General features: G+C 73.1%; 21 protein-coding genes. 12 read left to right on the top strand and 9 right to left on the bottom strand.

Annotated elements, in window-relative coordinates; all coding sequences use genetic code 11:
- Nucleotides 1-2: 2 nt before the first annotated feature.
- Nucleotides 3-536 (bottom strand): HIT domain-containing protein, encoded by a 534-nt coding sequence (locus ACFYYW_RS20050; protein ID WP_352322566.1) that lies wholly within the window; start codon nt 534-536, stop codon nt 3-5.
- Nucleotides 537-617: 81 nt separating this feature from the next.
- On the opposite strand from ACFYYW_RS20050, the gene ACFYYW_RS20045 reads away from it, so the two are divergent.
- Complete coding sequence (locus tag ACFYYW_RS20045) at nt 618-1,340, top strand: PIG-L deacetylase family protein (RefSeq protein WP_352322567.1); 723 nt, start codon at nt 618-620, stop codon at nt 1,338-1,340.
- 137 nt (nt 1,341-1,477) lie between these two features.
- On the opposite strand, the gene thrS is transcribed toward ACFYYW_RS20045, so the two are convergent.
- From thrS to ACFYYW_RS20030, 3 genes are all read right to left on the bottom strand, one after another.
- Nucleotides 1,478-3,439, bottom strand: coding sequence for a threonine--tRNA ligase (gene thrS / locus ACFYYW_RS20040; protein ID WP_352322568.1), 1,962 nt, complete (start codon nt 3,437-3,439; stop codon nt 1,478-1,480).
- A 64-nt stretch (nt 3,440-3,503) separates the two neighbouring features.
- The gene (locus ACFYYW_RS20035) at nt 3,504-4,100 is read right to left on the bottom strand and encodes a glycoside hydrolase family 25 protein (RefSeq protein ID WP_352322569.1); all 597 of its coding nucleotides are present in this window, start codon (nt 4,098-4,100) and stop codon (nt 3,504-3,506) included.
- Nucleotides 4,101-4,136: 36 nt separating this feature from the next.
- Complete coding sequence (locus ACFYYW_RS20030) at nt 4,137-5,039, bottom strand: LLM class F420-dependent oxidoreductase (RefSeq protein ID WP_352361378.1); 903 nt, start codon at nt 5,037-5,039, stop codon at nt 4,137-4,139.
- A gap of 99 nt (nt 5,040-5,138) precedes the next feature.
- On the opposite strand from ACFYYW_RS20030, the gene pgm reads away from it, so the two are divergent.
- Entirely contained in the window at nt 5,139-6,767 is a 1,629-nt protein-coding gene (gene pgm / locus ACFYYW_RS20025) for a phosphoglucomutase (alpha-D-glucose-1,6-bisphosphate-dependent) (RefSeq protein ID WP_352322571.1), read from the top strand.
- 52 nt (nt 6,768-6,819) lie between these two features.
- Here the strand turns inward: pgm and ACFYYW_RS20020 are convergent, their stop codons facing one another.
- From ACFYYW_RS20020 to ACFYYW_RS20010, 3 genes are all read right to left on the bottom strand, one after another.
- A complete protein-coding gene (locus ACFYYW_RS20020) occupies nt 6,820-7,518 on the bottom strand; it encodes a DUF2786 domain-containing protein (RefSeq protein ID WP_352322572.1) in 699 nt (232 codons plus the stop codon).
- A gap of 11 nt (nt 7,519-7,529) precedes the next feature.
- Entirely contained in the window at nt 7,530-8,765 is a 1,236-nt protein-coding gene (locus ACFYYW_RS20015; protein ID WP_387650483.1) for a hypothetical protein, read from the bottom strand.
- 145 nt (nt 8,766-8,910) lie between these two features.
- Nucleotides 8,911-9,069: a hypothetical protein gene (locus ACFYYW_RS20010; RefSeq protein WP_387650481.1), complete on the bottom strand. Its 159-nt coding sequence runs from the start codon at nt 9,067-9,069 to the stop codon at nt 8,911-8,913.
- Nucleotides 9,070-9,170: 101 nt separating this feature from the next.
- On the opposite strand from ACFYYW_RS20010, the gene ACFYYW_RS20005 reads away from it, so the two are divergent.
- Genes ACFYYW_RS20005 through ACFYYW_RS19995 form a run of 3 tightly spaced genes read left to right on the top strand, consistent with a single transcriptional unit; the run spans nt 9,171 to nt 11,464 of the window.
- Entirely contained in the window at nt 9,171-10,340 is a 1,170-nt protein-coding gene (locus ACFYYW_RS20005) for a cytochrome P450 (protein WP_352322574.1), read from the top strand.
- Nucleotides 10,341-10,358: 18 nt separating this feature from the next.
- Complete coding sequence (locus ACFYYW_RS20000) at nt 10,359-11,189, top strand: HAD family hydrolase (protein ID WP_387650479.1); 831 nt, start codon at nt 10,359-10,361, stop codon at nt 11,187-11,189.
- Complete coding sequence (locus ACFYYW_RS19995; protein WP_352322576.1) at nt 11,186-11,464, top strand: DUF4031 domain-containing protein; 279 nt, start codon at nt 11,186-11,188, stop codon at nt 11,462-11,464. The genes ACFYYW_RS20000 and ACFYYW_RS19995 overlap by 4 nt, the downstream gene beginning before the upstream one ends.
- Here ACFYYW_RS19995 and ACFYYW_RS19990 read toward each other — a convergent pair.
- Nucleotides 11,461-12,105, bottom strand: a complete 645-nt coding sequence (locus tag ACFYYW_RS19990) for a metal-dependent phosphohydrolase (RefSeq protein WP_387650601.1) — start codon at nt 12,103-12,105, stop codon at nt 11,461-11,463. The two genes, ACFYYW_RS19995 and ACFYYW_RS19990, sit on opposite strands and share 4 nt — an antisense overlap.
- A 134-nt stretch (nt 12,106-12,239) precedes the next feature.
- On the opposite strand from ACFYYW_RS19990, the gene ACFYYW_RS19985 reads away from it, so the two are divergent.
- Complete coding sequence (locus ACFYYW_RS19985; RefSeq protein ID WP_387650477.1) at nt 12,240-12,659, top strand: hypothetical protein; 420 nt, start codon at nt 12,240-12,242, stop codon at nt 12,657-12,659.
- Nucleotides 12,660-12,920: 261 nt separating this feature from the next.
- A complete protein-coding gene (locus ACFYYW_RS19980) occupies nt 12,921-14,174 on the top strand; it encodes a hypothetical protein (protein ID WP_387650475.1) in 1,254 nt (417 codons plus the stop codon).
- A gap of 3 nt (nt 14,175-14,177) precedes the next feature.
- On the opposite strand, the gene ACFYYW_RS19975 is transcribed toward ACFYYW_RS19980, so the two are convergent.
- A complete protein-coding gene (locus ACFYYW_RS19975) occupies nt 14,178-14,744 on the bottom strand; it encodes a sigma-70 family RNA polymerase sigma factor (RefSeq protein ID WP_352327786.1) in 567 nt (188 codons plus the stop codon).
- 188 nt (nt 14,745-14,932) lie between these two features.
- On the opposite strand from ACFYYW_RS19975, the gene ACFYYW_RS19970 reads away from it, so the two are divergent.
- The 5 genes from ACFYYW_RS19970 to ACFYYW_RS19950 all read left to right on the top strand — a co-directional run bounded on the left by ACFYYW_RS19970 (nt 14,933) and on the right by ACFYYW_RS19950 (nt 22,901).
- Nucleotides 14,933-15,649 carry a Crp/Fnr family transcriptional regulator gene (locus tag ACFYYW_RS19970; protein ID WP_352327787.1) on the top strand — a complete coding sequence of 239 codons (717 nt, stop codon included), beginning with the start codon at nt 14,933-14,935 and terminating at the stop codon, nt 15,647-15,649.
- 22 nt (nt 15,650-15,671) lie between these two features.
- Complete coding sequence (locus tag ACFYYW_RS19965) at nt 15,672-16,991, top strand: oxygenase MpaB family protein (protein ID WP_387650473.1); 1,320 nt, start codon at nt 15,672-15,674, stop codon at nt 16,989-16,991.
- Nucleotides 16,988-20,206 carry an ATP-binding protein gene (locus ACFYYW_RS19960; protein WP_387650472.1) on the top strand — a complete coding sequence of 1,073 codons (3,219 nt, stop codon included), beginning with the start codon at nt 16,988-16,990 and terminating at the stop codon, nt 20,204-20,206. Before ACFYYW_RS19965 ends, ACFYYW_RS19960 begins: the two co-directional genes overlap by 4 nt.
- A gap of 61 nt (nt 20,207-20,267) precedes the next feature.
- Nucleotides 20,268-22,100 carry a glycoside hydrolase family 15 protein gene (locus ACFYYW_RS19955; protein ID WP_387650470.1) on the top strand — a complete coding sequence of 611 codons (1,833 nt, stop codon included), beginning with the start codon at nt 20,268-20,270 and terminating at the stop codon, nt 22,098-22,100.
- 57 nt (nt 22,101-22,157) lie between these two features.
- The gene (locus tag ACFYYW_RS19950) at nt 22,158-22,901 is read left to right on the top strand and encodes an SDR family NAD(P)-dependent oxidoreductase (RefSeq protein ID WP_387650468.1); all 744 of its coding nucleotides are present in this window, start codon (nt 22,158-22,160) and stop codon (nt 22,899-22,901) included.
- The last annotated feature ends 32 nt before the right edge of the window (nt 22,902-22,933 follow it).

The following is a 22,933-nucleotide window of genomic DNA, read 5'->3' as shown; positions in this document are numbered from 1 at the left end:
GGCTAGTCCGCCCAGGCGTCGGCCAGCAGTTGCCGGGTGTCGTGCAGGAGCTGGGGCAGCACCTTCGTCTGCGCCACGACCGGCATGAAGTTCGTGTCGCCGCCCCACCTCGGCACGACGTGCTGGTGCAGGTGGGCGGCGATGCCGGCGCCCGCGACCTGGCCCAGGTTCATGCCCACGTTGAAGCCCTGCGCGCCGCTGGCCTTGCGCAGCGCGCGCAGCGACCGCTGGGTGAACTCGCCCAGCTCGGCGACCTCGGCCGGGGTCAGCTCGTCGTAGCCGGACACGTGCCGGAAGGGCACGACCATCAGGTGGCCGGAGTTGTACGGGTAGAGGTTGAGGACGGCGTAGACGACCTCTCCCCTGGCCACGATCAGGCCGTCCTCGTCGCTCATCCGGGGGATCTCGTCGAACGGGCAGCCGTCGCCCGGCCCGGTGCCCGTCGGCTTGTTCTCGCCCTTGATGTAGGCCATGCGATGCGGGGTCCACAGCCGCTGGAAGTTGTCGGGCGCCCCGGCTCCTGCCTGATCGTGCATACCAAGCAGCATAGGACCCCGCGGCGAGGGCCGTTCTTCCGGCGTGATCCCCGCCCTTCGCGACGGGCCTAGGGTGAGGGCATGGCACAGCGACTCGAACCCATGCCCGCCGACTGGCAGCGCGCCCTGGCCGTCGTGGCCCACCCCGACGACCTGGAGTACGGCTGCGCGTCCGCCGTCGCCACCTGGACCGACGCCGGGCGCGAGGTCTCCTATCTGATCGCCACCCGCGGCGAGGCGGGCATCGACACGCTCGACCCCGCCGCCTGCGGGCCGGTGCGCGAGCGTGAGGAGCGGGCCAGCGCCGCCGTGGTCGGGGTGAGCACCGTGGAGTTCCTCGACCACGCCGACGGGGTCGTCGAGTACGGGACGGCGCTCAGGAGGGACATCGCCGCCGCCATCCGCAGGCACCGCCCGGAGCTGGTGATCACCCTCAACCCCGACGACACGTGGGGCGGCACGTACTGGAACACGCCCGACCACCGGGCCGTGGGCCGGGCCGTGCTGGACGCCGCCGGCGACGCCGGAAATCGCTGGATATTTCCTGACACCGACGCCGCGCCCTGGAACGGCGTGCGCTGGGTCGCCGTCGCCGGCTCCAACTCCCCCACCCACGCCGTGGACGTCACCGACGGGCTGGAGCGCGGCGTGCGGTCGCTGCTGGAGCACCGCGCCTACATCGAGGCCCTCACCGACCAGGCCCCGGAGGTCTACGCCCGCGAGCTGATCGAGGGCTCCGCGCGGCAGGCCGCCGAACGCTTCGACGGCCGCCCGGCGGTCGCCTTCCGCCTGTTCCCACGCTGATTCAGCGCTGATTTCCGCGCTGTGTTCCCCCGCTGATTCCGGCGCTGACATCCGGCCCGGAGCCTGAGCCGCTCGGAGAACGGCTCAGGCCCGGCAGGCCGGGAAGGCGCTCGCCGGGCCGGGCCTAGAGCGGCGGGTCAGACCTGGACGCGGCGTTCCACGGCGTTGACGATCTCGGCGATGGCCTCCTCGACGGGCACGCCGTTCTTCTGCTCGCCGTTGCGGTAACGGAAGGACACCGCGCCGTTGGCGATGTCGTCGTCGCCGGCCAGCAGCATGTACGGGACCTTCGCCTTCTGCGCGTTGCGGATCTTCTTCTGCATGCGGTCGTCGGCCGCGTCGACCTCGACCCTGATGCCCCGCTCGCGCAGCCGCTTGGCGACGTCCTGGAGGTAGGGCACGTGGGCGTCGGCGATCGGGATGCCGACCACCTGCACCGGCGCCAGCCAGGCGGGGAACGCCCCGGCGTAGTGCTCGACCAGGACGCCGAAGAACCGCTCGACCGAGCCGAACAGCGCCCGGTGGATCATGACCGGCTGCTGCCGGGAGCCGTCGGCCGCCTGGTACTGCAGGTCGAACAGCTCGGGCAGGTTGAAGTCGAGCTGGATGGTGGACATCTGCCAGGTGCGGCCGATCGCGTCGCGCACCTGGACGGAGATCTTCGGCCCGTAGAAGGCCGCGCCGCCCGGGTCCATCACCAGGTGGAGGTTCTCGGCCTCGGCCACCTCGCGCAGCGTGGTGGTGGCCTCCTCCCACACCTCGTCGGAGCCGACGAACTTCTCCGGGTCCTTGGTGGACAGCTCGAGGTAGAAGTCCTCCAGGCCGTAGTCGCGCAGCAGGTCGAGGACGAAGCGCAGCAGCGAGGTCAGCTCGTCGCGCATCTGCTCGCGGCTGCAGTAGATGTGGGCGTCGTCCTGGGTCAGGCCGCGCACCCGGGTCAGGCCGTGGACCACGCCGGACTTCTCGTAGCGGTAGACCGTGCCGAACTCGAACAGCCGCAGCGGCAGCTCGCGGTAGGACCGCCCGCGCGCCCTGAAGATCAGGTTGTGCATCGGGCAGTTCATCGGCTTGAGGTAGTAGCGGGCGCCCTCCAGCTCCATGGGGGGGAACATCCCGTCCTTGTACCAGTCGAGGTGGCCCGAGACCTGGTAGAGGTTCTCCTTGGTGATGTGCGGGGTGTTGACGAACTCGTAGCCGGCCTCCTCGTGCCTGCGCCGCGAGTAGTCCTCCATCACCTTGCGGATCACGCCGCCCTTGGGGTGGAAGACCGCCAGGCCCGAGCCCAGCTCGTCGGGGAAGGAGAACAGGTCGAGCTCGGCGCCGAGCCTGCGGTGGTCGCGCCGCTCGGCCTCCTCCAGCATCTTGAGGTATTCGTCCTGCTTGTCGCGGGACTCCCAGGCGGTGCCGTAGATGCGCTGGAGCTGCGGGTTCTTCTCGCTGCCGCGCCAGTAGGCGCCGCCGGAGCGCATGAGCTTGAACGCCGGGATCGACCGGGTGGAGGGCACGTGCGGCCCCCGGCACAGGTCCTTCCAGCACAACTCGCCGCTCTTGGCGTCGAGGTTGTCGTAGATCGTCAGCTGGCCGGCCCCGACCTCGACGCTCTCCTCGTCGGCCGCGCCGCCCTTGAGCCCGATCAGCTCCAGCTTGTACGGCTCGCCGGCCAGCTCCTCGCGCGCCTCCTCGTCGGTGACGGCCCGGCGGGAGAACAGCTGCCCCTGCTTGACGATCTCCCGCATGCGCTTCTCGACGCGCTTGAGGTCGTCGGGGTTGAACGCCTGCTTGACGTCGAAGTCGTAGTAGAAGCCGTTCTCCACGGGCGGGCCGATGCCCAGCTTGGCCTCGGGGAACAGCTCCTGCACCGCCTGGGCCATGACGTGCGCGGTGGAGTGGCGGACGATGGCCCGGCCGTCTTCGCTGGAGACCTCGATCGGCTCGACCACGTCGTCCTGGGCCAGCGGGTGGGCAAGGTCGCGCGGCTCGCCGTTGACCCGGGCCGCGATGACCGTGCGGCCGTCGGCCTCCAGCGCCTCACCCGCCGTCGTGCCGGCCGCGACCACACGCTCGGCTCCGGCGAGGGTGATGCGTAGCTCGGCTGACACGGTGTCTCCCTTGGATCGCGCTCGATGCCCGGCACCGAGGCTGGTTCGATGGTGAACACCGATGCTATCGCGGGTGAAACCCCAGCCTTGTCAGGTCCTGGCGGGTGCCGTGGAAGACGTTCCGGTCGAGCGGGCTGCTGGCATATTGGTGGATTGTCCAGTCGCGCCACGGCGGCGGCACGAGGGGTTCGCCGCGCGGCCGCTCCGGGGAGGCGATCCACAGCGGGTAATCGGCCAGGCCGGCGCAGTTCCCCGAACGGGCGAACCAGTGGAAGGTGTAGATGAAGGGCCGCAGACCGGCGTGCCGCTCGACGTGGTGACACCAGCGGCGCGCGTACCTGGCGACCTGCTCGGGGCGCTGCCCGTCGCCGGTCTCCAGGTCGAGCGCCACCAGGTCGCCCCTGCGCAGGCCGCCCGCCGACCTGAGCACCGCCAGGAAGTGCCGGGCGTGCTCGATCGGGTCGCCCTTGGGCCGGGCGAAGTGGTACGCGCCGCACACCAGCCAGCTCTCGCGCATTCCTGACCAGTTGCGGGCGAACCACCGGTCGGTCCAGTCGCCGCCCTCGGTGGCCTTGGCGAAGGCGAAGGAGACCCCGGCCTCGGCGTGACCGGCCCAGTCGACGGAGCCCTGCCAGTTCGACACGTCTATGCCATGCAGCAAGCGCTTCACCTTGCCGGAGTTTATTGAGATGTCCCCCTATGAACCCTTCGACGCGCCGATGAGCAGCTCACGGGTGCGTTCCCGCTCGGCGAACGTCGCGCCGACGAAGTCGGTCACCCCGGCCTGGCGCAGCCGTTCGAGCTGGGCGAGCACGGACTCCTCGTCGCCGACCACCGCGACGTTCCCCGGCCCGGCGGCGCCCTCGCGGTCGAGCATGGCCCGGTAGGAGGGCAGCGTGCCGTAGACGGCGAAGATCTCGTTGGCGCGCTCGACGGCGGCGGCGGGGTCGTCGGTGACGCAGACGGGCAGCGCGCAGACGATCCGCGGCGCCGGGCGGCCCGCCTCCGCGGCGGCGGCGGTGATGGTCGGGGCGACGTGCTCGGCCACCGTCTTCGGGCCGGTCATCCACAACACCGTGCCGTCGGCGACCGTGCCGGCCAGCTTGAGCATGCGCGGGCCGAGGGCGGCGATGAGCACCGGGAAGCCCGCGCCCGGCGTGGTGAGCCGCACGTCGGCCCTGATCGTCTCGCCCGCCGCCTTGACCTGCTCGCCCCGGCTCGCCGGGAGCAGCACGTCGAGGTACTCCTTCATGTGGCGGTAGGGGCGCTCGAAGCTGAGGCCGAACATGTGCTCGATGACGACCTGGTGCGACAGGCCGATGCCGAGCGCCAGCCGGCCGCCGAGCGCGGCGTTGGCCGTCATCGCCTGCTGGGCCAGGGCCGCCGGGTGGCGCGGGTAGGTGGGCACGACGGAGGTGCCGAGCTCGATGCCGGGCACCTGGGAGCCGGCCACGGCCAGCGCGGTGAGGGCGTCGAGGCCGAAGATGTGGGACAGCCAGGCGGAGGCGAAGCCGTCCTCGGCCGCCTGGGCGATCTCGTCGCGGAGCGCGCCGAGCGGGTCGGGCCCTTGCCGTTCATTCAGGAAATATCCGAAACGCATGGAAACAGAACTCCGTTCTGGAGGCAGACGCGCCTGTATCTTCCCACGCCGCCGGGCGCGCTCACCCGTCCGAAGGGGGCGGATTTGTAAAGTGGCCTCATGACGCACGATCGCGCAGGACAGCCCGCCCAGCCCGCCGACCTGGTCGACGTCGCCCGGCTGGTGACCTCCTACTACGCCCTGCACCCCGACCCCGCCGAGGTGGCGCAGCGGGTGGCGTTCGGCACGTCGGGCCATCGCGGGTCCTCGCTGCGGACGGCCTTCAACGAGGACCACATCCTGGCCACCAGCCAGGCCATCTGCGAATACCGCGCCTCCCAGGGCACCGACGGGCCGTTGTTCCTGGGCATCGACACGCACGCGCTGTCCGAGCCCGCCCGCGTGTCGGCGCTGGAGGTGTTCGCGGCCAACGGGGTCGAGGTGCTGATCGACTCCCGCGACGGCTACACGCCGACCCCCGCCGTCTCGCACGCCGTCCTGCGGCACAACCGGGGCCGCACGTCCGGGCTGGCCGACGGCGTGGTGGTGACGCCGTCGCACAACCCGCCCTCCGACGGCGGCTTCAAGTACAACCCGCCGCACGGCGGCCCCGCCGACACCGACGCCACCTCCTGGATCCAGGACCGCGCCAACCAGCTGCTGGCCGACGGCATGAAGGGCGTGTCCAGGATCTCCTACGCCAAGGCCCTCGACGCGGCCGGCCGCTACGACTTCCTCGGCGCGTACGTCGACGACCTGCCGTCCGTGGTCGACCTCGACGCGATCAGGTCGGCCGGGGTGCGCATCGGGGCCGACCCGCTGGGCGGGGCGAGCGTGGCCTACTGGGGCGAGATCGCCGAGCGCCACCGCCTCGACCTGACCGTGGTCAACCCGCTGGTCGACCCCACCTGGCGGTTCATGACGCTCGACTGGGACGGCAAGATCCGCATGGACTGCTCGTCGCCGTACGCGATGGCGTCGCTGATCGCCCAGCGCGACAGGTACGACATCGCCACCGGCAACGACGCCGACGCCGACCGCCACGGCATCGTCACCCCCGACGGCCTGATGAACCCCAACCACTACCTGGCCGTCGCCATCTCCTACCTGTACGCCCACCGCGAAGGCTGGCCCGCCGCGGCCGGGGTCGGCAAGACGATGGTGAGCAGCGGCGTCATCGACCGGGTCGCCGCCTCGCTCGGGCGTCGCCTCTACGAGGTGCCGGTCGGTTTCAAGTGGTTCGTCCCCGGACTGCTCGACGGCTCGCTCGGGTTCGGCGGCGAGGAGAGCGCCGGGGCCTCGTTCCTGCGGCGCGACGGCTCGCCCTGGTCCACCGACAAGGACGGCCTCATCCTCGCCCTGCTGGCCTCGGAGATCCTGGCAGTGACCGGCGAGTCGCCGAGCGCGCACTACCGCCGCCTGACCGAGCGGTTCGGCGAGCCCGCCTACGCCCGGGTCGACGCGCCCGCCACCCGCGAGGAGAAGGCGGTGCTGGCCAAGCTGTCGGCCGATCAGGTGACGGCGTCGTCGCTGGCCGGCGAGCCGATCACGGCGGTGCAGACCGCGGCCCCCGGCAACGGCGCGGCGCTCGGCGGCGTGAAGGTCTCGACGGAGAACGCCTGGTTCGCCGCCCGCCCGTCGGGCACCGAGGACGTCTACAAGATCTACGCCGAGTCCTTCAAGGGCCCCGACCACCTGGCCAAGGTGCAGGAGGAGGCCCGCTCGCTGGTCTCGGCCGCGCTGGGCTGAGCGACCGGCCGCCAGAGCCGGCCGCCACAGCGGGCCGCTTCAGCGGGGCGGCTCAGCGGGGCAGCTCGCGGGCGGTGGCGGCGGGCATGCCGGTGCGTCCGAGGTCGGCGTGCCGGCCCGCCAGCACGCCCGCGCGGTAGCCCGTGCCGCTGGTCGTCGGGACGGACATGCGGATGCGCGGATAGTGGGCGGCCACCGCCAGGTCGACCTCGGCCCGGCGGTCGGCCAGCACCAGCGCGGTGCCGGCCCCGGCGGCCTCGGCCTCGGTCGCGGCGCGCGTCTCGGCCTCGCGCAGCAGCCGGTACACCTCGTCGGTGAACCCCAGCAGCCACGAGCGCCGGTAGGCCCGCGCCGCGGCGAGCTCGCCCGGCGGCCGTACGCGGGCCAGGCCGGAGGCCATCTGCAGCAGCAGCGACGTGGCCAGCACGTCGGCGCGTTCGAGGTCGGCGGCGAAGCCGAACACGTGCACCCGCTGGCCGCCGTCGCCGCGGCCGATCAGCAGCGGACGGCAGCGGACGGCCTGGGCCACCAGGCTGACCAGGCGGGCCTTCTCCCTGGCCCACGGGGCGGGCAGGGTGACGATGCGGTCGCCGGGGGTCTGGCGGGTGCCGGGCGGCGGGAGGGTGTCGATGCCGTACTTGGCCATCAGGGCGGAGGCGGCCGCCAGGAAGGTGGCCCGCTCGTGCTCGTTGTCCGTGCGTTCGGCCTTGGCCAGGAGTTTCCTGACGCGTTCGAGCGTGCGCTCCCGCAACCGAGCTCCCCCTACTTGGCCAGCACCCGCCCGTCGTCGGCGATGGCCGGGAAGGCGCCGGTGTCGACGATGCCGTGCTGCTGGTACAGAGCCTCGATCAGGGCGTGCGCCTGCGGCTCCAGCTTCCACAGGGCACGATACTCGCGCGCGGTGGCCAGCGGGACGCCGATCTCCTGGGCGATGTCCACCGAGCGCGGCACGATGCGCTTGGCGATCTGCCGGTCCCAGAACTCGCGGGCGGCCCTGATCTGGGCGGCGCGCTGGGCGGTGTCGACGACCTGGGGGGTGGCGTCGAACACCTCGGCGTCCTCGTCCTCGTCCTCGACGAGCTCGGCCAGCGCGGGCGGCAGCGCCGGGCGGGCGGGCACGGGACGGTGGTCGGCCTGGGGCTCCCACGGCACGCGCGGGTCGGCGTCGATGAGCGCGGTGGTGTTGTACAGGGCGGCGATCTGGGCCAGCAGCGCCTCCTGACGCTGCTGGTCGACGGCCAGCCCGGTGTGCTCGACGGCCTGGTCCATGGCCTTGTCGAGCCTGGCCAGCGCGCCGCGCATCTTGCGCTCGGAGGCGCCGCTGTCGCGCAGCGCCTTGGCGCGCTTGGCGGCCAGGGCGACGCGGGTGAGCCGGCGGTGGGCGTCGACCTCGGAGGCGGTGCGGTCGCTGACCTCGGCCAGGCCCATGCGGACGAGCAGGCGTTCGGGGGTCAGGCGCCAGTTGATGCGGCCGGTGCCGCGGATGCGGTGGCGTTCGATGGCCATGCCGCGTTCCCAGAGCCAGGCGGCGACCAGCGGGGCGGCCAGGCGGAAGACGGCCTCGGGGAGGCTGCGGGCGTCCATGCTGGACAGGACGGCGGTCAGGCAGGTCAGCGCCCAGACCGCGATGCCGTCGATGCCGGCGGAGAAGTTCTCCCGCATGTTGCGGCGGGCGCGGACGGCCGAGGTGATGATGGCGACCTCGATGAAGGCGAACAGCAGCAGGCGGAGCGGTCCGTCCAGGCCGAGCACGTCTCCGGAGAAGCGCCACATGCCCTGGGCGGACACGCCGGTGGCGATGGAGGCGGCGACGACGGTGAGCACGTCCTCGACGGGACGGGGGGCGACGTAGCGGGCGAACAACCAGCTTCCCGCGCGCCAGGCCATCCGGAGCACCAGGAACGCCAGCACGAGCCCGGCCAGGCCCAGCAGGGCGATGACGGCGGTGGCGAACGGCTTTTCGGCGACGAAGGCTGCTATTTCCTCAAATGTCGGCATCAGTCACTATCCGCGAGGCTCAACTCCAGCTTGTCTTGCGACGAGATCATCGCAGACTGTCGCCCCCTTGTACGCCAAACGCCACCGATTTCCCCTGTCTCCCACCGGTTCCTGTGACACACGCCGTACCAGAAGGGGGTTGTGGCTAGTCGGCGGCCCGCGACCCGGCGCACAATGAGGCGCACCCCGGCCTCCCGCGCGGGATCACGCGGCGGGCGGCGCGGGGCGGCGCGGCCGGCGCGAGACGGGCGGCCAGATGGACGATCGGGCGGGTGGCCAGGTGGGACGTGAGGGTGAGCGGCAATTTCGTCCTTTCGGAGGGCAACAGCCGCCTGTCCGGATGGGACCATCTACCGAGGGATTTATCCCAACATAGTGCGATGTATCCCAGCAGGACGGATATCCATGTCTGACTCAGAGTTCCCCTTCGTCCAGTTCATGCGCGAGGACTTCGACCCGGTCGCCGAGCTCGGCCGCATCCGGGCCGAGCACGCCGTCTTCCCCATGAAGATCCCCGGCGACCAGACCGTGCACCTGGTCACGCGCTGGGAGGACGTACGCGGTGTCCTCGGCGACCACGAACGGTTCAGCAACGACTTCGCCGGCATCTCCGGCCTGGGCTCCAACCAGGAGGACCCCGGCGGCCTCGGCTTCCGCGACCCGCCCGAGCACACGCGGCTGCGCAAGTACCTGACCCCCGAGTTCACCATGCGCCGCCTGCGCCGCCTGGAGCCGCGCATCGAGGCGATGGTCGAGGAGCACCTGGACCGCATCGAGGCCAAGGGCCCGCCCGCGGACCTGGTCGAGGACTTCGCGCTGCCGATCCCGTCGCTGGTGGTGTGCGAGCTGCTCGGCGTCCCGTACGAGGAGCGCGCCGACTTCGTCAGGATCAGCAAGGACCGGTTCGACCTGTCGGCCGGCCCCGAGGCGTCCCTGCAGGCGATCAACGACGCGATGGCGTACCTGGTGGACCTGGTCGCCCGGGAGCGGCGCGACCCCGGCGAGGGCCTGCTCGGCCAGCTCCTGCGCGAGCACGGCGACGACCTCGACGACCGCACGCTGGCCAGCATGTCCGACGGCCTGCTCACCGGCGGGCACGACACCAGCACCAGCATGCTCGCGCTCGGCGCGCTCTGGCTCATGCGCCACCCCGAGCAGGCCGCCAAGGTGCGCGAGGTGGACGGCTACGTCAACGACGTCGTCGAGGAGCTGCTGCGCTACATGACGGTCGTGCAGGTGGCCTTCCCGCGCTTCGCCCGCGAGGACCTGGAGCTGCACGGCGTGCCGATCAAGAAGGGCGAGATGGTGCTGTGCTCGCTGACCGGCGCCAACCGCGACCCCTCGCTGGGCCCGGACATGGACGAGGTGCGCCCCGGCCGCGAGACCGCCCGCTCGCACCTGGCCTTCGGCCACGGCATCCACCGCTGCATCGGCGCGCCGCTCGCCCAGATGGAGATGCGCATCGCCTTCCCCGCCCTGCTGCGCCGCTTCCCGGACCTGCACGTCTCGGGCGAGGTGCCGTTCAGGGAGCTGGCCATCGTGTACGGGGTCAAGGAGCTACCCGTCGCCTGGTAGAGCGGTTACGTTCACAGTGTGGACGAGCCCGTCATCGATCTGGCCTCGACCAGCGCCGTGGTGTTCGACATCGACGGCGTGGTCACCGACACCGCCCGGGTGCACGCGGCCGCCTGGAAACACGTCTTCGACGCCTTCCTGCGCGGCCGCTGCGATCCGTTCGACATCCGTGACGACTACCTCCGGCACGTCGACGGCCGGCCACGGCTCGACGGCGTGCGCACCTTCCTCGCCGCGCGCGGCCTCACCGTGCCCGACGGCGGTCCCGACGACGAGCCTGGCGCGCCCACCGTGCACGGGCTCGGCCTGGCCAAGGACCAGATCTTCGTCGCGCAGGTGGACAAGTACGGCGTGGCCGCCTTCCCCGCCACCGTCGCCCTGCTGCACGAGCTGCGCCACCGGGGCGCCCGCACGGCGGCCGTCTCGGCCAGCCTGCACGGCCGCCGGCTGGTCACCGCCGCGGGCGTGGCGCACCTGTTCGACGTGGTCGTGGACGGCGGCGACGCGGCCCTGATGAACCTGCCGGGCAAGCCGGATCCCGCCCTGTTCCTGGAGGCCGTGCGCCGCCTGGCGCTGCCCGCCGGACGGGCCGCCGTGGTGGACGCGGCGCTGCCGGGCGTCCAGGCGGGCGGCAGGGGCGGCTTCGGGCTGGTCGTGGCGGTCACCCGGGACGGTCCGGGCGACACCGCCGCACCGGCCGGGCAAGGCGCGCACGTCGTGGCGCCCGACTTGGCCGGGCACGGCGCGCACGTCGTGGTGTCCGACCTGTCCGGGCACGGCGCGCACGTCGTGGTGTCCGATCTGGGCGAGCTCGGCGTGCGCGGCAGGGTCCTACCCTTGAGGGCGTGACGGTGCTGATCGATCCCCCCGACTGGCCGGGGCCGCGCGGCCTGATGTGGTCGCACCTGGTGAGCGACAGCTCGCTGGAGGAGCTCCACGCGTTCGCGGCCCGGCTCGGGGTGCCGGGCCGGGCCTTCGACCGGGACCACTACGACGTCCCCGAGACCGTGCACGCGCGGGCGGTGTCGCTGGGCGCCGAGCCGGTCAGCTCGCGCGAGCTGCTGCGCCGCCTGATCGCCGCCGGTCTGCGCCGCCGCAAACGCCACGACCCCGGCGCGCCCTAGCCTTCCGCCAGGCGGGCCAGCTCGGCGGTCATGTTGGCGCGGGCGGGTTCCTCCCACAACTCGCGGGCCCGGTCCGTACGGTAGAGCCGCGGCGCGGCCAGCAGCCTGCGCAGCACCTGCGCGCGGCCCTGCCGGAACAGGTCGTCGGGCACGTGCGCGTACTCGCGGCGGATGTCGGCGGCGTAGGCGGCGTAGCCGGGGCGGCCCAGCACGGCCAGGTCGGCGTCGCACAGCACGGCCCCGTCGCGGTCGCCGGCGGCCACCGTGTCGTGGGCGGCGGTCAGGCGGACCAGCCGGGCGGTCGCGGCGACCCGGCCGGACGGCACCCCGCAGCGCGGCAGGCGCGCCTGGGCGAGCTGGGCGCTGCGCTCCTCGTCCCAGCCGGGCCTGCCGTCATAGACGGCGTCGTGGAACCAGGCGGCCAGGCGCACGGCGGCGGGGTCGGCGGCCTCCCCGGCCAGGTCGTCGACGGCGGCCAGCACGGCGGCGAGGTGGGCGAGGGTGTGGTAGCGGCGGTGGGGCTCGGCCCAGCGGGCGATCAGCTCGGCGCCTGTGGCCAGCGCCGCCGGGGAGCCGCCCGCCAGAGCGAGCCACCCGGCGGCGAGCCGGGCCCTCGGCGCGGGGTCCGGGCGGTCGTCGATCACGCCTCCACCGTAGTGGCCGGGCGGTACGTCCCGGCGTTGTGTCCTTGAATACACCCGGTATTTACCCGGCTGTCCCTCCGCTCTGCCTGTCCGTACGGGGACCTGGTTCCCCCCGGAAAGGAGACAGCGACATGGCGACCGGTGAGTTCCAGGTGATGAAGGTTCCGGCCGAGCAGCTGACCGGCGTGCTGCACGGTCAGGTTGTCGACCCGGGCGCGCAGCCCACGAACGTCGTGAGATGCGGCGAGGGCTGGACCGTTGACGTGAGCTGGGAGGTCGCCGGCGAGCTGGTCGACTGGCTGGCGGGACGGTGGCATGTGGAGATCATCGCCGACCTGCTGGGAGGTGGTGAGACCCGTCATCCCTCGCCGCCTGTGGAGTTGACGTTCACCCCTGGCTCGGGACGGTACACCGCGTCTGTCCCGATGCGCGGTCAGCTCGGCCCCGGCACCTATGACCTGGTGGTCAACCTCACCACGACGACGGCCGCCGGCTCCGCGGGGGCGCTCGGCGGCTTCGTCGTGATCAGCAAGATATCGGTGCAGGAGTAGCCGCCCGCCGCCCCGGGCCCCTCCCGGGGCGGCGGGCGCCCGGGCCGGGCTCGGATCGCCCTGCAACCGCACCGCAAGTCACCCGCCCTACGCTCCGGGCGGCGGTCACGGGGAACGCGGGACCGCCGCCCTGTATCTGCCGCCCTGTATCTCACGTCACCGGACGCGCTCTGACCCGGTGAGGATCGACGGTCCCAGGGGGGACCACTGACGGGAGACCTCATGTCCGAAGTGGAACAAGCGCTTGCGCCAGGCGCTGCGATGACGGCGGACGACGTGTTGCGCATCGCCGCCTGCAAGGACAGGAACCCTGCGCTTGAGGCCATGGTCATCGCCCATGGCTACCACCGCGTCGCCGGGGACCTCGCCCAGCACCTGGGCCAGGACGCGACCAACTGGTACTGCTACGCCAAATGGACCTCCAAGGCGGTCGCCGAGAGCCTGGACCTGACGCCGGGCTCGCCCTTCCTGACCGGTTTCGGCGACCGGCTGCACGTGCCCGCGCGCCTGCGCCGCCTGTTCCGCGCCCTGTTGCTGACCCTGCTCGGCCCCAGCTACCAGCTCGGGCTGGCGCTGGCCAACCGGGCGATCTTCCTGGAGACCGCGAGCCTGGCGGCCAACCTGTGGAACGGCACGCCCGACTGCTACGTCAAGGTGAGCCCGGAGTCGGAGAACACGCCCATGCCGCCGGAGTTCCTGTCCGGGCTGCTGGAGGAGGCCGACGAGCGCTACCTGCGGGACGCCGCCCTGCTGCTGCGGCAGGCCCGCGCGGCCGCCGACCCCGACGAGCGGGCCGAGCTGATGTTCGGGGCGAGCGTGGCGCTGTCGGCCTACGAGCAGAAGCGCGCGCAGAAGGCTCTGGAGCTGGTGCTGTACCGGCCGGTGCGGTGGCTGACCCGGATGTCGTGGCGGTCGCTGCGCTCGCTGGTGACCCGGCGGCCCTACCCCCGCTTCCCGCTGTTCAGCGCCCGGCACGAGGACCAGCCGTGGCTGACGCGCGTGCTGGAGGCCAAATGGTCCTCGCTCTACACCCGTCACCTGTTCGCCGTGCGCACGCCGCTCAGCGACGTCAGGGTCGGCCGGCCGCTCGTCCCGCCGCCGGGCGTGGACATGGCGCTCGCCTGGCGGCCGATCAGGAACGAGAAGGTGCGCAAGCTCGCCGAGGAGTTCATCCCGGACGACGTCGAGCAGGCCACGGCCGGGGTGGCCGACTGGGTGTCCTACCCCGACCGTATGCGCTTCATCGTCGGCTACTTCCGCACCTACCAGCGGGTGGGCGCGCTCTACGACCCGCCGTTCGGGCCGGAGCTGACCGCGGCCCTGGAGGCGGAGACGGCCCGCGGCACGCTGCCGGAGCCGGTCCCCGAGGCTCCGCGGGCCGACCGGCTGCTCCCCGGGATGCGGCGCAAGGTCTACGCCTTCCCCGAGGAGACCGATCCCGACGCCTACGAGATGGCGCGCTTCGACTTCGAGCCCTTCCTGGAGGCGATCCCTCTTGACCGGTCAGGAAACTAGGACTCAGTCCAAGAAGTCCCTGGTGATCTCGCGGTCCTGCAGGAGCCCGCGCAGCCTGGCGAAGCAGCGGGCGCGGGTGGGGCCGATGCTGCCGACCGGCCGGCCCAGCCGGCGGGCGACGTCCACGTAGTGCGGCTCGGAGGTTTCCGTGAGTGCTCGAAACAGCACGCGCTGGGCCGCGGGCAGCTCCTCGACCAGCTCCTCCAGCGTGCCGGCCAGCCAGATCCTGGCCAGTTCCCTGTCCACGTCGTCCGTGCTGCCGAGCGTGTCGAGGTCGGGCGTGCAGATCTCCCGGGTGCGCCTGGTCAGCTTCAGGCACTCGCGGAAGGCGATCGTGGCCAGCCAGCCGGGCATGCGCTGGGGGTCCTCGACGCTCTTGAGGTTCTGCCAGGCCAGCAACCAGGTGGTCTGGAGCACGTCCTGGGCGTCCTCGTGGCCGAGCCGGAAGCGCCGGATCCTCGACCGCAGCATCGGCGTGAACTCCTCGACCAGCCGCTCCCACGCCTGGGCGTCGCCCTCCTGGGCGTCCGACACGAGGGTGGCGGTGTCGCGGCGCTCCAACGTATCCAACTGCATCATCGTCTCCCCGCCGGCCGGGGTCCTCGGGGGTCAACCTCCTGCGACCGGCCCCCCAACGGTGCTCCCGGCGGCCTTCGCGCACTGTCGCGGACGACACAGTGCGGGTGTGGCGCTCGTCACATTCGGGAGATCGCTTACCACTTACTGCCCGATCGGCGTTCGCGTCCTAAAGTTCTTCCATGAGCGCCAGCAGCGGGGCGGTTCCACACGACGTCCAGGCGGTCGCCGCCGTGCTGGCGGAGGTTCCGCTGTTCCGTGTGCTCGGACCGGCCGGGATCACGGGCACCGTGCGCGCCGGGGTGGCGCGCAGATACCGCAACGGGCAGATCATCTTGCACCAGGGCGATCCGGGCGAGTCCCTGTACGTGCTGCTCGACGGCCTGGTGAAGGTCGTCTTCACCACCGAGCACGGCGACGAGATCGTGCTCAACATGCTGGGCCGGGCGGAGACCTTCGGCGAGATGGCGCTGCTGGACGACTCGCCGCGGTCGGCGTCGATCATCGCCGTGCGTCCCTGCTGGGTGTTCGCGCTGCCCAGGGCGCGGCTGCTGGAGCTGATGCGGGAGCATCCCGGCCTCGCCGACGAGTTCCTGCGCATGCTCGGGCAGATGGTCCGCAGGCTCACCGGGCAGGCCGCCGACCTGGCCTTCCTCGACCTGGGCGGACGCCTGGCCAAGCTGCTGCTGCAACTGTCGGTCAAGCGCGGCCAGACCCAGGGCCCGGTCGTGGACATGCCGGGGCTGACCCAGTCGGACCTCGCCGCGCTCATCGGCGCGTCCCGTCCGGCGGTCAACCGGGCCCTGCAGTCGCTCGCCGCCCGCGGCCTCATCGCCATGAAGGGGCGGACCATCACGTTGCTGGACGTCGAGGCGCTGCGCAAACGCGGAGGCCTCTGACCGGACCTGGAGTACGCGGAACATGAACGAGCACGACAACGCCCCCGCCGAGCGCTGGCCGGCGGAACGGTTCCGGCAGTTACGGCAGCAGGCCGACCCGGACATCGACAAGATCGTGGCCGGCTACCTGGAGACCAGGCCCGAAGGGGAGAACGCGCTGTCCCTGCTGCGCGCGGTCGTGGTGGAGCTCGGCCGGGCCAAGCAGGAGGCGCGGGCGCCCTCGGGCGAGACCGGCCCCTCGGCCATCTTCGACGCCATCGACTTCGCCAGGGACCTGCCCGAGTGGGGCGAGGACGCCGAGCTGCTGGCCCGCGGCCAGGCCGTCTTCTCCGACTACGGGCTGTACCAGTCGGTCGCGCTGTTCTGCAAGTGCCTGCCCATGGCCTACGTCGAGATCTCCAGCGCCAAGGTGCTGGCCGGCGTGTCCGACCTGGCCACCCACAGCCTCACCCGCCGGGTCGCCGAGACCGGCCAGATGCTGGTGGACGTCATGGGCCTGAAGGCCACCGACAGCCTGACGCCGGGCCGTCCGGGGCACACGACGGCGATCGGGCTGCGCATCCTGCACTCGTTCGTGCGCGCGCTGGCCACCGAGCACTTCGGCGACGACTGGGACACCGCCAGGTTCGGCCCGCCGGTCAACCAGGAACTGCTGCTGGCCACCATCTTCGACTTCTCGGTCGTCACGTGGGAGGCTCTGGAGAGCATGGGGGTGCGCCTCAGCGACGCCGACAAGGCCGCCCATCTGTACACGTGGAGCGTCTTCGGCCACCTCATGGGCGTCGAGGCGTGCCGCGACCGGCCGCTCACCCTCGACGACGTGCCGCCGGTCAGCGAACGGCTCGGCCGCCTGTACGAGTCGAGCGAGGAGGGCCGCAGGCTGATGGCCGTGCTGCTGGCGGAGATGGAGGAGTTCATGCACCTGGGCTGGCGCAAGCTGCCGCGCAGCCTGGTGCACTGGGTCTTCCGCGACGCCCGCTACAACGCCGCCCAGGTTCCGGCGCTGCTCGACGTGCCGCCGCCGGCGTGGTGGTTCAACGCGCTGTTCGCCGCGGCCAGGGCCGGCAACCGGTACGGCCGCCTGATGGGCCCGGTCGACGCGGTGGTGCGCTGGCTGGTGCGCCGGGCGGGCAAGCACATCGTCATCGCCATGATCGACCGCTACTCGGGCGGCCACGCCGCCTTCCAGATCCCCGAGGAGCTGGCCGCCCAGTGGCGCGTCCGGCAGTCGAAGGCCGCGCGCCGCACGCGCCGGCTGCGCCACAGCGTGCGCAAGGGCGTGCGCAAGGGCGTGGGCAAGGCCGCCAGGGCGCCCGTGCGGAAGGAGGGACCACCCGCGTGAGCACCCCGCACGAGCCGGGCACGCTGACCACGGCCACCATCCTGTTCACCGACGTGGTCAGCTCCACAGCCCTGCGGATCAGGCTGGGCGAGGAACGCGCCAACGTCGTCTTCCGCCGGCTCTACCAGCTCCTGCACTCGGTGGTGACGGCCAGCGGCTCGACGTTCACCAAGAGCCTGGGCGACGGGCTGATGGCGGTGTTCGGCTCGGCCACGGCCGGGCTCGACGCGGTCATCGCCGTCGAGCAGGCCGTCGCGGCCGAGAACGAGCGGGCGCTGGAGAAGATCTCGATCAGGGCCGCGCTGGCGGCGGGCGACGTGTGCTGGGGCGCCGACGACGTCAGCGGGCTGCCCACGGTGGAGGCGGCCCGCCTGGTCGCGGTGGCCGAGGGCGGCCAGGTGCTCTGCACCGACCTGGTGCGCCGCCTGGCCCAGGGCCGCAGCCGGCACGAGTTCAAGGACCTGGGCCGGCTGCCGGGCAAGGGCCTGCGGGAGCCGATGCACACCTACGAGCTCCACTGGCAGAGCGCCGACAACCAGCACGCCGGCGGGCTGGCGCCCTGGCTGGACAGCGGGCACGTGCTGCCGTTCGTCGGCCGGGACGAGGAGCTGCGGGCGCTGGAGGAGGAGCTGAGTGCGGCCGAGGTCGGCAGCGGGCTGGTGATCCTGCAGGGCGATCCGGGGGTCGGCAAGACCCGGCTGGCCTCGGTCGTGGCGCGGCGGGCGCTCAAGCGGCAGTTCACCGTGCTGGCGGGGCGGTGCACCGATCCGGCGCGGCAGGCCTACGAGCCGATCGCCGGGGCGGTCGAGCGGCTGGCCCGCACCTCGCCGGCGCTGTTGTTGCGGGCCGGGGTCGACCAGCAGTGCGGGCAGCTCGTCCGGCTGGCGCCCTCGCTGGCCGCTCCCCCGCTGTCGCTGGCCGTGCCGCCCGCCACCGAGCCGGTCTCGGAGCGCTACCACCTGATGGCCGCGGCCCGCACGCTCATCGAGCGCCTGGCCACCGTGCGGCCGGTGCTGCTGGTGATCGACGACCTGCAGTGGGCGACGCTGGAGTCGCTGCAGATGCTGCACTCCCTGATGTGGGACGCCGACTCGCTGCCACTGCTGATCCTGGCCACCTCGCGCCCGGTGCCCGTCGAGTCGGCGATGCCCGAGCTGCACAAGCTGACCGCCGACGGCCGCCTGGTGCAGGTCTCCTCCTTCGGCATGGACGAGGTCAGCCGGGCCCTGTCGGAGGTGCGCAGCGACGGCGACCCCGAGCTGCTGTACCGGATCACCGGCGGGAACGCGTTCCTGGTCACCGAGGTGGCCAGGGAGCTGGCCGCGGGCGCCGACCTCGACGCGCTGACCGTCCCCGACTCGGTCACCCGCATGGTCCGGGCGCGGCTGGCGCAGCTCCACCCCGACGCCCGCGACCTGGTCAGCCTGCTGGCCGTGGGCGAGCGCATGGAGTCGGCCGCGCTGCGCCTGGGCCTCGGCCTGGACGAGGCGCGCTTCGTGGCGGCCGTCGAGGAGGCCATGGGCGCGGGCCTGGTGACCATGGCCGACGGCGGCCAGTGCCAGTTCTCCCACGAGCTGACCCGTACCGCCCTGTACGCCACGCTGTCGGCCCCCCGCGCCGGGCTGCTGCACGGCCGGGTCGCCGACGCCCTGTGCCAGGCCGACCCGCAGGCCATGGAGTCGCGCCCGTACGTCGTGGCCACCCACCTGCTGGCCGCCGCCGAGCACGGCCGCGACCCGCGCCGGACGGCCGAGGCCGCCGAGGCGGGCGTGCAGGCGGCCCGCCACGCGCTGGCCGGGCTGGCCCACCGCGAGGCAGTCACCTGGTACCAGCGGGTGCTCGGCCTGCTGGCGGACTTCCCCGGCGCCTCCCCCGAACGGCGCGCCGAGCTGCTGATGGACTGCGGCCGGGCGATGTGGCTGGCCGGGCACCCGGAGGCGCGGGAGACCCTGCACCAGGCCGCCGAGCTGGCCAGGGAGTGCGGGCGCGACGACCTGATCGTGGTGGCCGCGCTCGGCGGCGACCGCGGCTTCTCCAGCATCTCCGCCGCCCCCGACCAGCGCCGCATCGCGCTGCTGACCGAGGCGCGCAAGCTGGTCGACTCGACCGACCTCAGCACCCGGGCGCTGCTGGCCGCCCTGCTGGCCTCCGAGCTGATCTGGGCGCCCGACGGCGAGCGGCGCTTCGCGCTGAGCGACGAGGCGGTCGCGCTGGCCCGCAAGTCGGGCGACCCGCGCACGCTGGCCAGCGTGCTCGGCATGCGCAGCCTGACGATCATCCCGGCCGACCCGCTGCACCAGCGCCACCGCGACGGCGACGAGATGCTGGAGGCGGCCCGCCGCACGGGCGACGACCTGGCGCTGTTCCACGCCTACGTGCAGCGCACCCCGCCGGTGCTGGACAGCGGCGACACCGCGCGTGCCGCGACGCTGCTCGACCAGGCCGACGAGCTGGCCCGCCGGCTGGCCCAGCCGCAGCTCAACTGGCTGATCGGCTACTCCAGGGCGGGCCTGACGCTCATGCAGGGCGACCTGGCCCAGGCCGAGACCGAGGCGCTGTCGGCCATGCGGCTCGGCACCGAGATCGGCCGCCGCCTGGAGGCCGTGGCCATCTACTCCGAGCAGATCTCCGAGATCCGCCGGCTGCAGGGGCGGCTGTGGGAGCTGGGCGACCGGCTGCGCCGCGCCGCCCAGGCGCCCCGGGTCGACCCGGTGCACGCCGTGCTGCGCTACCTGTGCGAGATGGGCGCCGAGGAGGCCGGGCCGCTGCTCGACCGCATCCTGGCCGACCGCGGCGGCGTGCCGCCGCGCAACATGGCCCACCGGCCGGCCCTGGACAACCTGGCCGTGGCCGCGGCGCATCTGCGCCGTCCCGAACTGGCCGAACGGCTGTACGCGTCGCTGGCCGCCGACGGCGAGACGTTCGGCCACGGCACGGTCGCCCACCACTGCGGCCACCACTACCTGGCCCACCTGTGCGTGACGATGGGCGATCCGGCGCGGGCGAGCGAGCACTTCGAGGCCGCCGCCGAGGTGCACGAACGCAGCGGGGTGCCACTCATGCTGGCCGAGTCCCTGCTCGACTGGGCCGACCTGCTCGACACCGCCGACGTCGGCGGCCCGCGGCCGGCCGCGCTGCGCGAGTGGTGCGCCTCCCTGCTGCCGGGCCGCGGCGCGCTCCTGCTCGACCGCCGGCTGTCCGCGCACCCCGTTTAACCTGCGGCGACATCGGGCAACCCGGCACGGGGGGCGCGACGAAGGGGTACGGGGTGCACGGATGGCCGGGGGATTTCCACCGATCGGGGCGTACGCGTTCCTGTCGGACTGTCACACGGCGGCGCTGGTCGCGCCCGGCGGGGCGGTGGAGTGGATGTGCGCGCCGCGCTTCGACGGCCCGAGCGTGTTCGCGCGCATCCTCGACCGGGGGCTCGGCGGGGCATGGGAGTTCGACGTGGCCGGCGCGCGGGTCGAGGAGCGCGGCTACGTCGAGGAGACGCTGGTGCTGCGCACCCGCTGGGTCGGCCGCGACTGCGAGGTCGTGGTGCACGACTTCTTCGCCACGTCGCCGCCGGGGACGGGCGGCAGCGGCGTGGTGCCCGTCCGGCTGCTGGTGCGGTGGGCCAGGTGCGAGCGGGGGCGGGCGGTGGTGCGCTCGCGGGTGCTGGCCAGGCCCGACTACGCCACCCGCGAGGCCCGCTGGACGCCGCGCGACGGCGTGCTGGCCGAGGAGTCCGGCCTGCTGCTGACCGGCATGGCAGGAGTGACGGAAGGGGTGACCGAGGGGCCGACGGCCCGGCCGACGGCCGAGGCCACGCTCGGCGAGGGCGAGTCGTGGGCGGTCGCGCTCGACTACGCGGGGCAGGGGCACGCGCCCGTCCGCGATCCGGAGCGGCTGCTGGCGGAGACCGTGCGGTCGTGGCGCTCCTGGTCGTCGCGGTCGGCCTACGACGGGGTGGGGGCGCGGCAGGTGCGGCACAGCGCGGTCGTGCTGCGCGGGCTGCTCTTCGACGAGAGCGGCGGGCTGCTCGCGGCGCCCACGACGTCGCTGCCGGAGTGGCTGGGCGGGCAGCGTAACTGGGACTACCGCTACGTGTGGCACCGCGACGCCGCGCTCATGGTGCTGGCGCTGCTGCGGCTCGGCCATCGCGAGGAGGCGGGCCGCTACCTGACGTTCCTGCTCGGGCAGTGCGCGATCCACGAGGGCGACCTGCCGCCCGTGTTCGGCATCGGCGGCGGGCCGGTCGCCGGCGAGACCGTCCTCGGCCATCTGGAGGGGTACGCGGGCTCGCGTCCGGTGCGGATCGGCAACGGCGCCGCCGGTCAGCATCAGCTCGACGGCTACGGCCACGTGCTGGACGCGGCCATGGCCTACCACGGCGTGACCGGCGAGCTGCACGGCGGCCCGGTGTTGTGGCGGCTGGTGGAGCGGGCCCGCGAGCGGTGGCGGGAGCCGGACGCCGGCATCTGGGAGGTGCGCGGCGGCGAACGCCACTGGACCTACTCCAAGCTGTACGCCTGGGTCTGCTTCGACCGCGCGGTCCGGCTGGCGGAGGCGACCGGCGAGCCCGGCCTGCCGCTGGCGCAGTGGCGGGCCGAGCGCGAGGCCGTCCGCGCCGAGCTGCTGGAGCGCGGCTACAACGCCTCCGTCGGCGCCTTCACCCAGTCCTACGGGTCCGACCAGGCCGACGGCTCGCTGCTGCGGCTGCCGCTGCTCGGCTTCCTGGACGGCGACGACCCCCGCGTGCTCGGCACCCTCGACCACATCCAGGCCCGCCTGGGCGAGGGCGGCGCGCTCGTGCACCGCTACGACCCCGAGACCACCCGCGACGGCGTGGACGGGCCGGAGGGCGCGTTCCTGATGTGCTCGTTCGAGATGGTCTCGGCGCTGGTGCTGGCCGGGCGGACGGCCGAAGCCCGCGACCGGTTCGAGACGCTGTGCGCGCGGGCCGAGCCGCTCGGGCTGTTCGCCGAGGAGATGACCGGCGACGGGCACATGACGGGCAACTATCCGCAGGCGTTCACGCATCTGGCGCTGATCGAGGCGGCGCTCAACCTCGACGCCTCCGGCACCGTCGAGGCCCTGCACGACTGGGCCGAACACGGCGGCTGACCCGGGGCTTCGGGGCGCCCGGGAGCCTTCGTGAGGGCGGCTGCTAGGGTGCGGCGGGTGAGCGGTCGCGCGGTACTCGTCACGGGAGCGTCCAGGGGCATCGGCAGGGCGGTGGCGATGGCGTTCGCCGCCCAGGGTGACCGGGTCGCGGTCCACCATCGCGACTCGGCGCGGGCGGCCGGTGACGTGCTCGGCGAGCTGCCGGGCACGGGGCACGTCGTCGTGCAGGCCGATCTGGCCGACCCCGAGGGCGTGCGGCGCATGGCCGACGAGGCGGCGGGGGCGCTGGGCGGGCTCGACGTCCTGGTCAACAACGCGGGCGTCTACCATCTCCACCCCATCACCCCGACGTCGTACGAGGAGTGGCAGGCCGCCTGGCGCCAGGCGTTCGAGGTGAACCTGATGGGCCCGGCCAACCTGGCCTGGTGCGCCCTGCGCCACATGCGCGCCGGCGGCCGCATCGTGAACGTCAGCTCCCGGGGCGCCTTCCGCGGCGAGCCCGACGCCCCCGGCTACGGGGCCAGCAAGGCCGGTCTGAACGCGATGAGCCAGTCGCTGGCCGTGGCCCTCGCCCCGCACGGCATCGCGGTCGCCGCCGTGGCCCCCGGTTTCGTGGCGACGGACATGACCACCGAGCACCTCAAGCCGCCCGCGGGGGACGCGATCCGCGCGCAGAGCCCGTTCGGCCGGGTCGGGGAGGCCGACGAGATCGCCGCCGCCGTGCTCTACCTGGCCTCGCCGGCGGCCGAATGGGCCAGCGGCACCGTCCTCGACCTTAACGGCGCCTCCTACCTTCGTTAACGCCCGGAAATATGGGAAACCCCCCATTTTTC

The sequence above is a fragment of the Nonomuraea sp. NPDC001831 genome, from assembly GCF_042892035.1.
Classification (GTDB): Bacteria; Actinomycetota; Actinomycetes; order Streptosporangiales; family Streptosporangiaceae; genus Nonomuraea.
This window is presented reverse-complemented; position numbering and strand designations above follow the sequence as displayed.

What these genes read in the sequence shown, in the direction of transcription:
- ACFYYW_RS20005 (WP_352322574.1), top strand. Translation starts at nt 9,171, where the DNA reads ATGTCTGACTCAGAGTTCCCCTTCGTCCAGTTCATGCGCGAGGACTTC.
- ACFYYW_RS19980 (WP_387650475.1), top strand. Translation starts at nt 12,921, where the DNA reads ATGACGGCGGACGACGTGTTGCGCATCGCCGCCTGCAAGGACAGGAAC.
- ACFYYW_RS19985 (WP_387650477.1), top strand. Translation starts at nt 12,240, where the DNA reads ATGGCGACCGGTGAGTTCCAGGTGATGAAGGTTCCGGCCGAGCAGCTG.
- ACFYYW_RS20015 (WP_387650483.1), bottom strand. Translation starts at nt 8,765, where the DNA reads ATGCCGACATTTGAGGAAATAGCAGCCTTCGTCGCCGAAAAGCCGTTC.
- ACFYYW_RS20050 (WP_352322566.1), bottom strand. Translation starts at nt 536, where the DNA reads ATGCACGATCAGGCAGGAGCCGGGGCGCCCGACAACTTCCAGCGGCTG.
- ACFYYW_RS19970 (WP_352327787.1), top strand. Translation starts at nt 14,933, where the DNA reads ATGAGCGCCAGCAGCGGGGCGGTTCCACACGACGTCCAGGCGGTCGCC.
- ACFYYW_RS20030 (WP_352361378.1), bottom strand. Translation starts at nt 5,039, where the DNA reads ATGCGTTTCGGATATTTCCTGAATGAACGGCAAGGGCCCGACCCGCTC.
- ACFYYW_RS20045 (WP_352322567.1), top strand. Translation starts at nt 618, where the DNA reads ATGGCACAGCGACTCGAACCCATGCCCGCCGACTGGCAGCGCGCCCTG.
- pgm (WP_352322571.1), top strand. Translation starts at nt 5,139, where the DNA reads ATGACGCACGATCGCGCAGGACAGCCCGCCCAGCCCGCCGACCTGGTC.
- ACFYYW_RS19965 (WP_387650473.1), top strand. Translation starts at nt 15,672, where the DNA reads ATGAACGAGCACGACAACGCCCCCGCCGAGCGCTGGCCGGCGGAACGG.
- ACFYYW_RS19955 (WP_387650470.1), top strand. Translation starts at nt 20,268, where the DNA reads ATGGCCGGGGGATTTCCACCGATCGGGGCGTACGCGTTCCTGTCGGAC.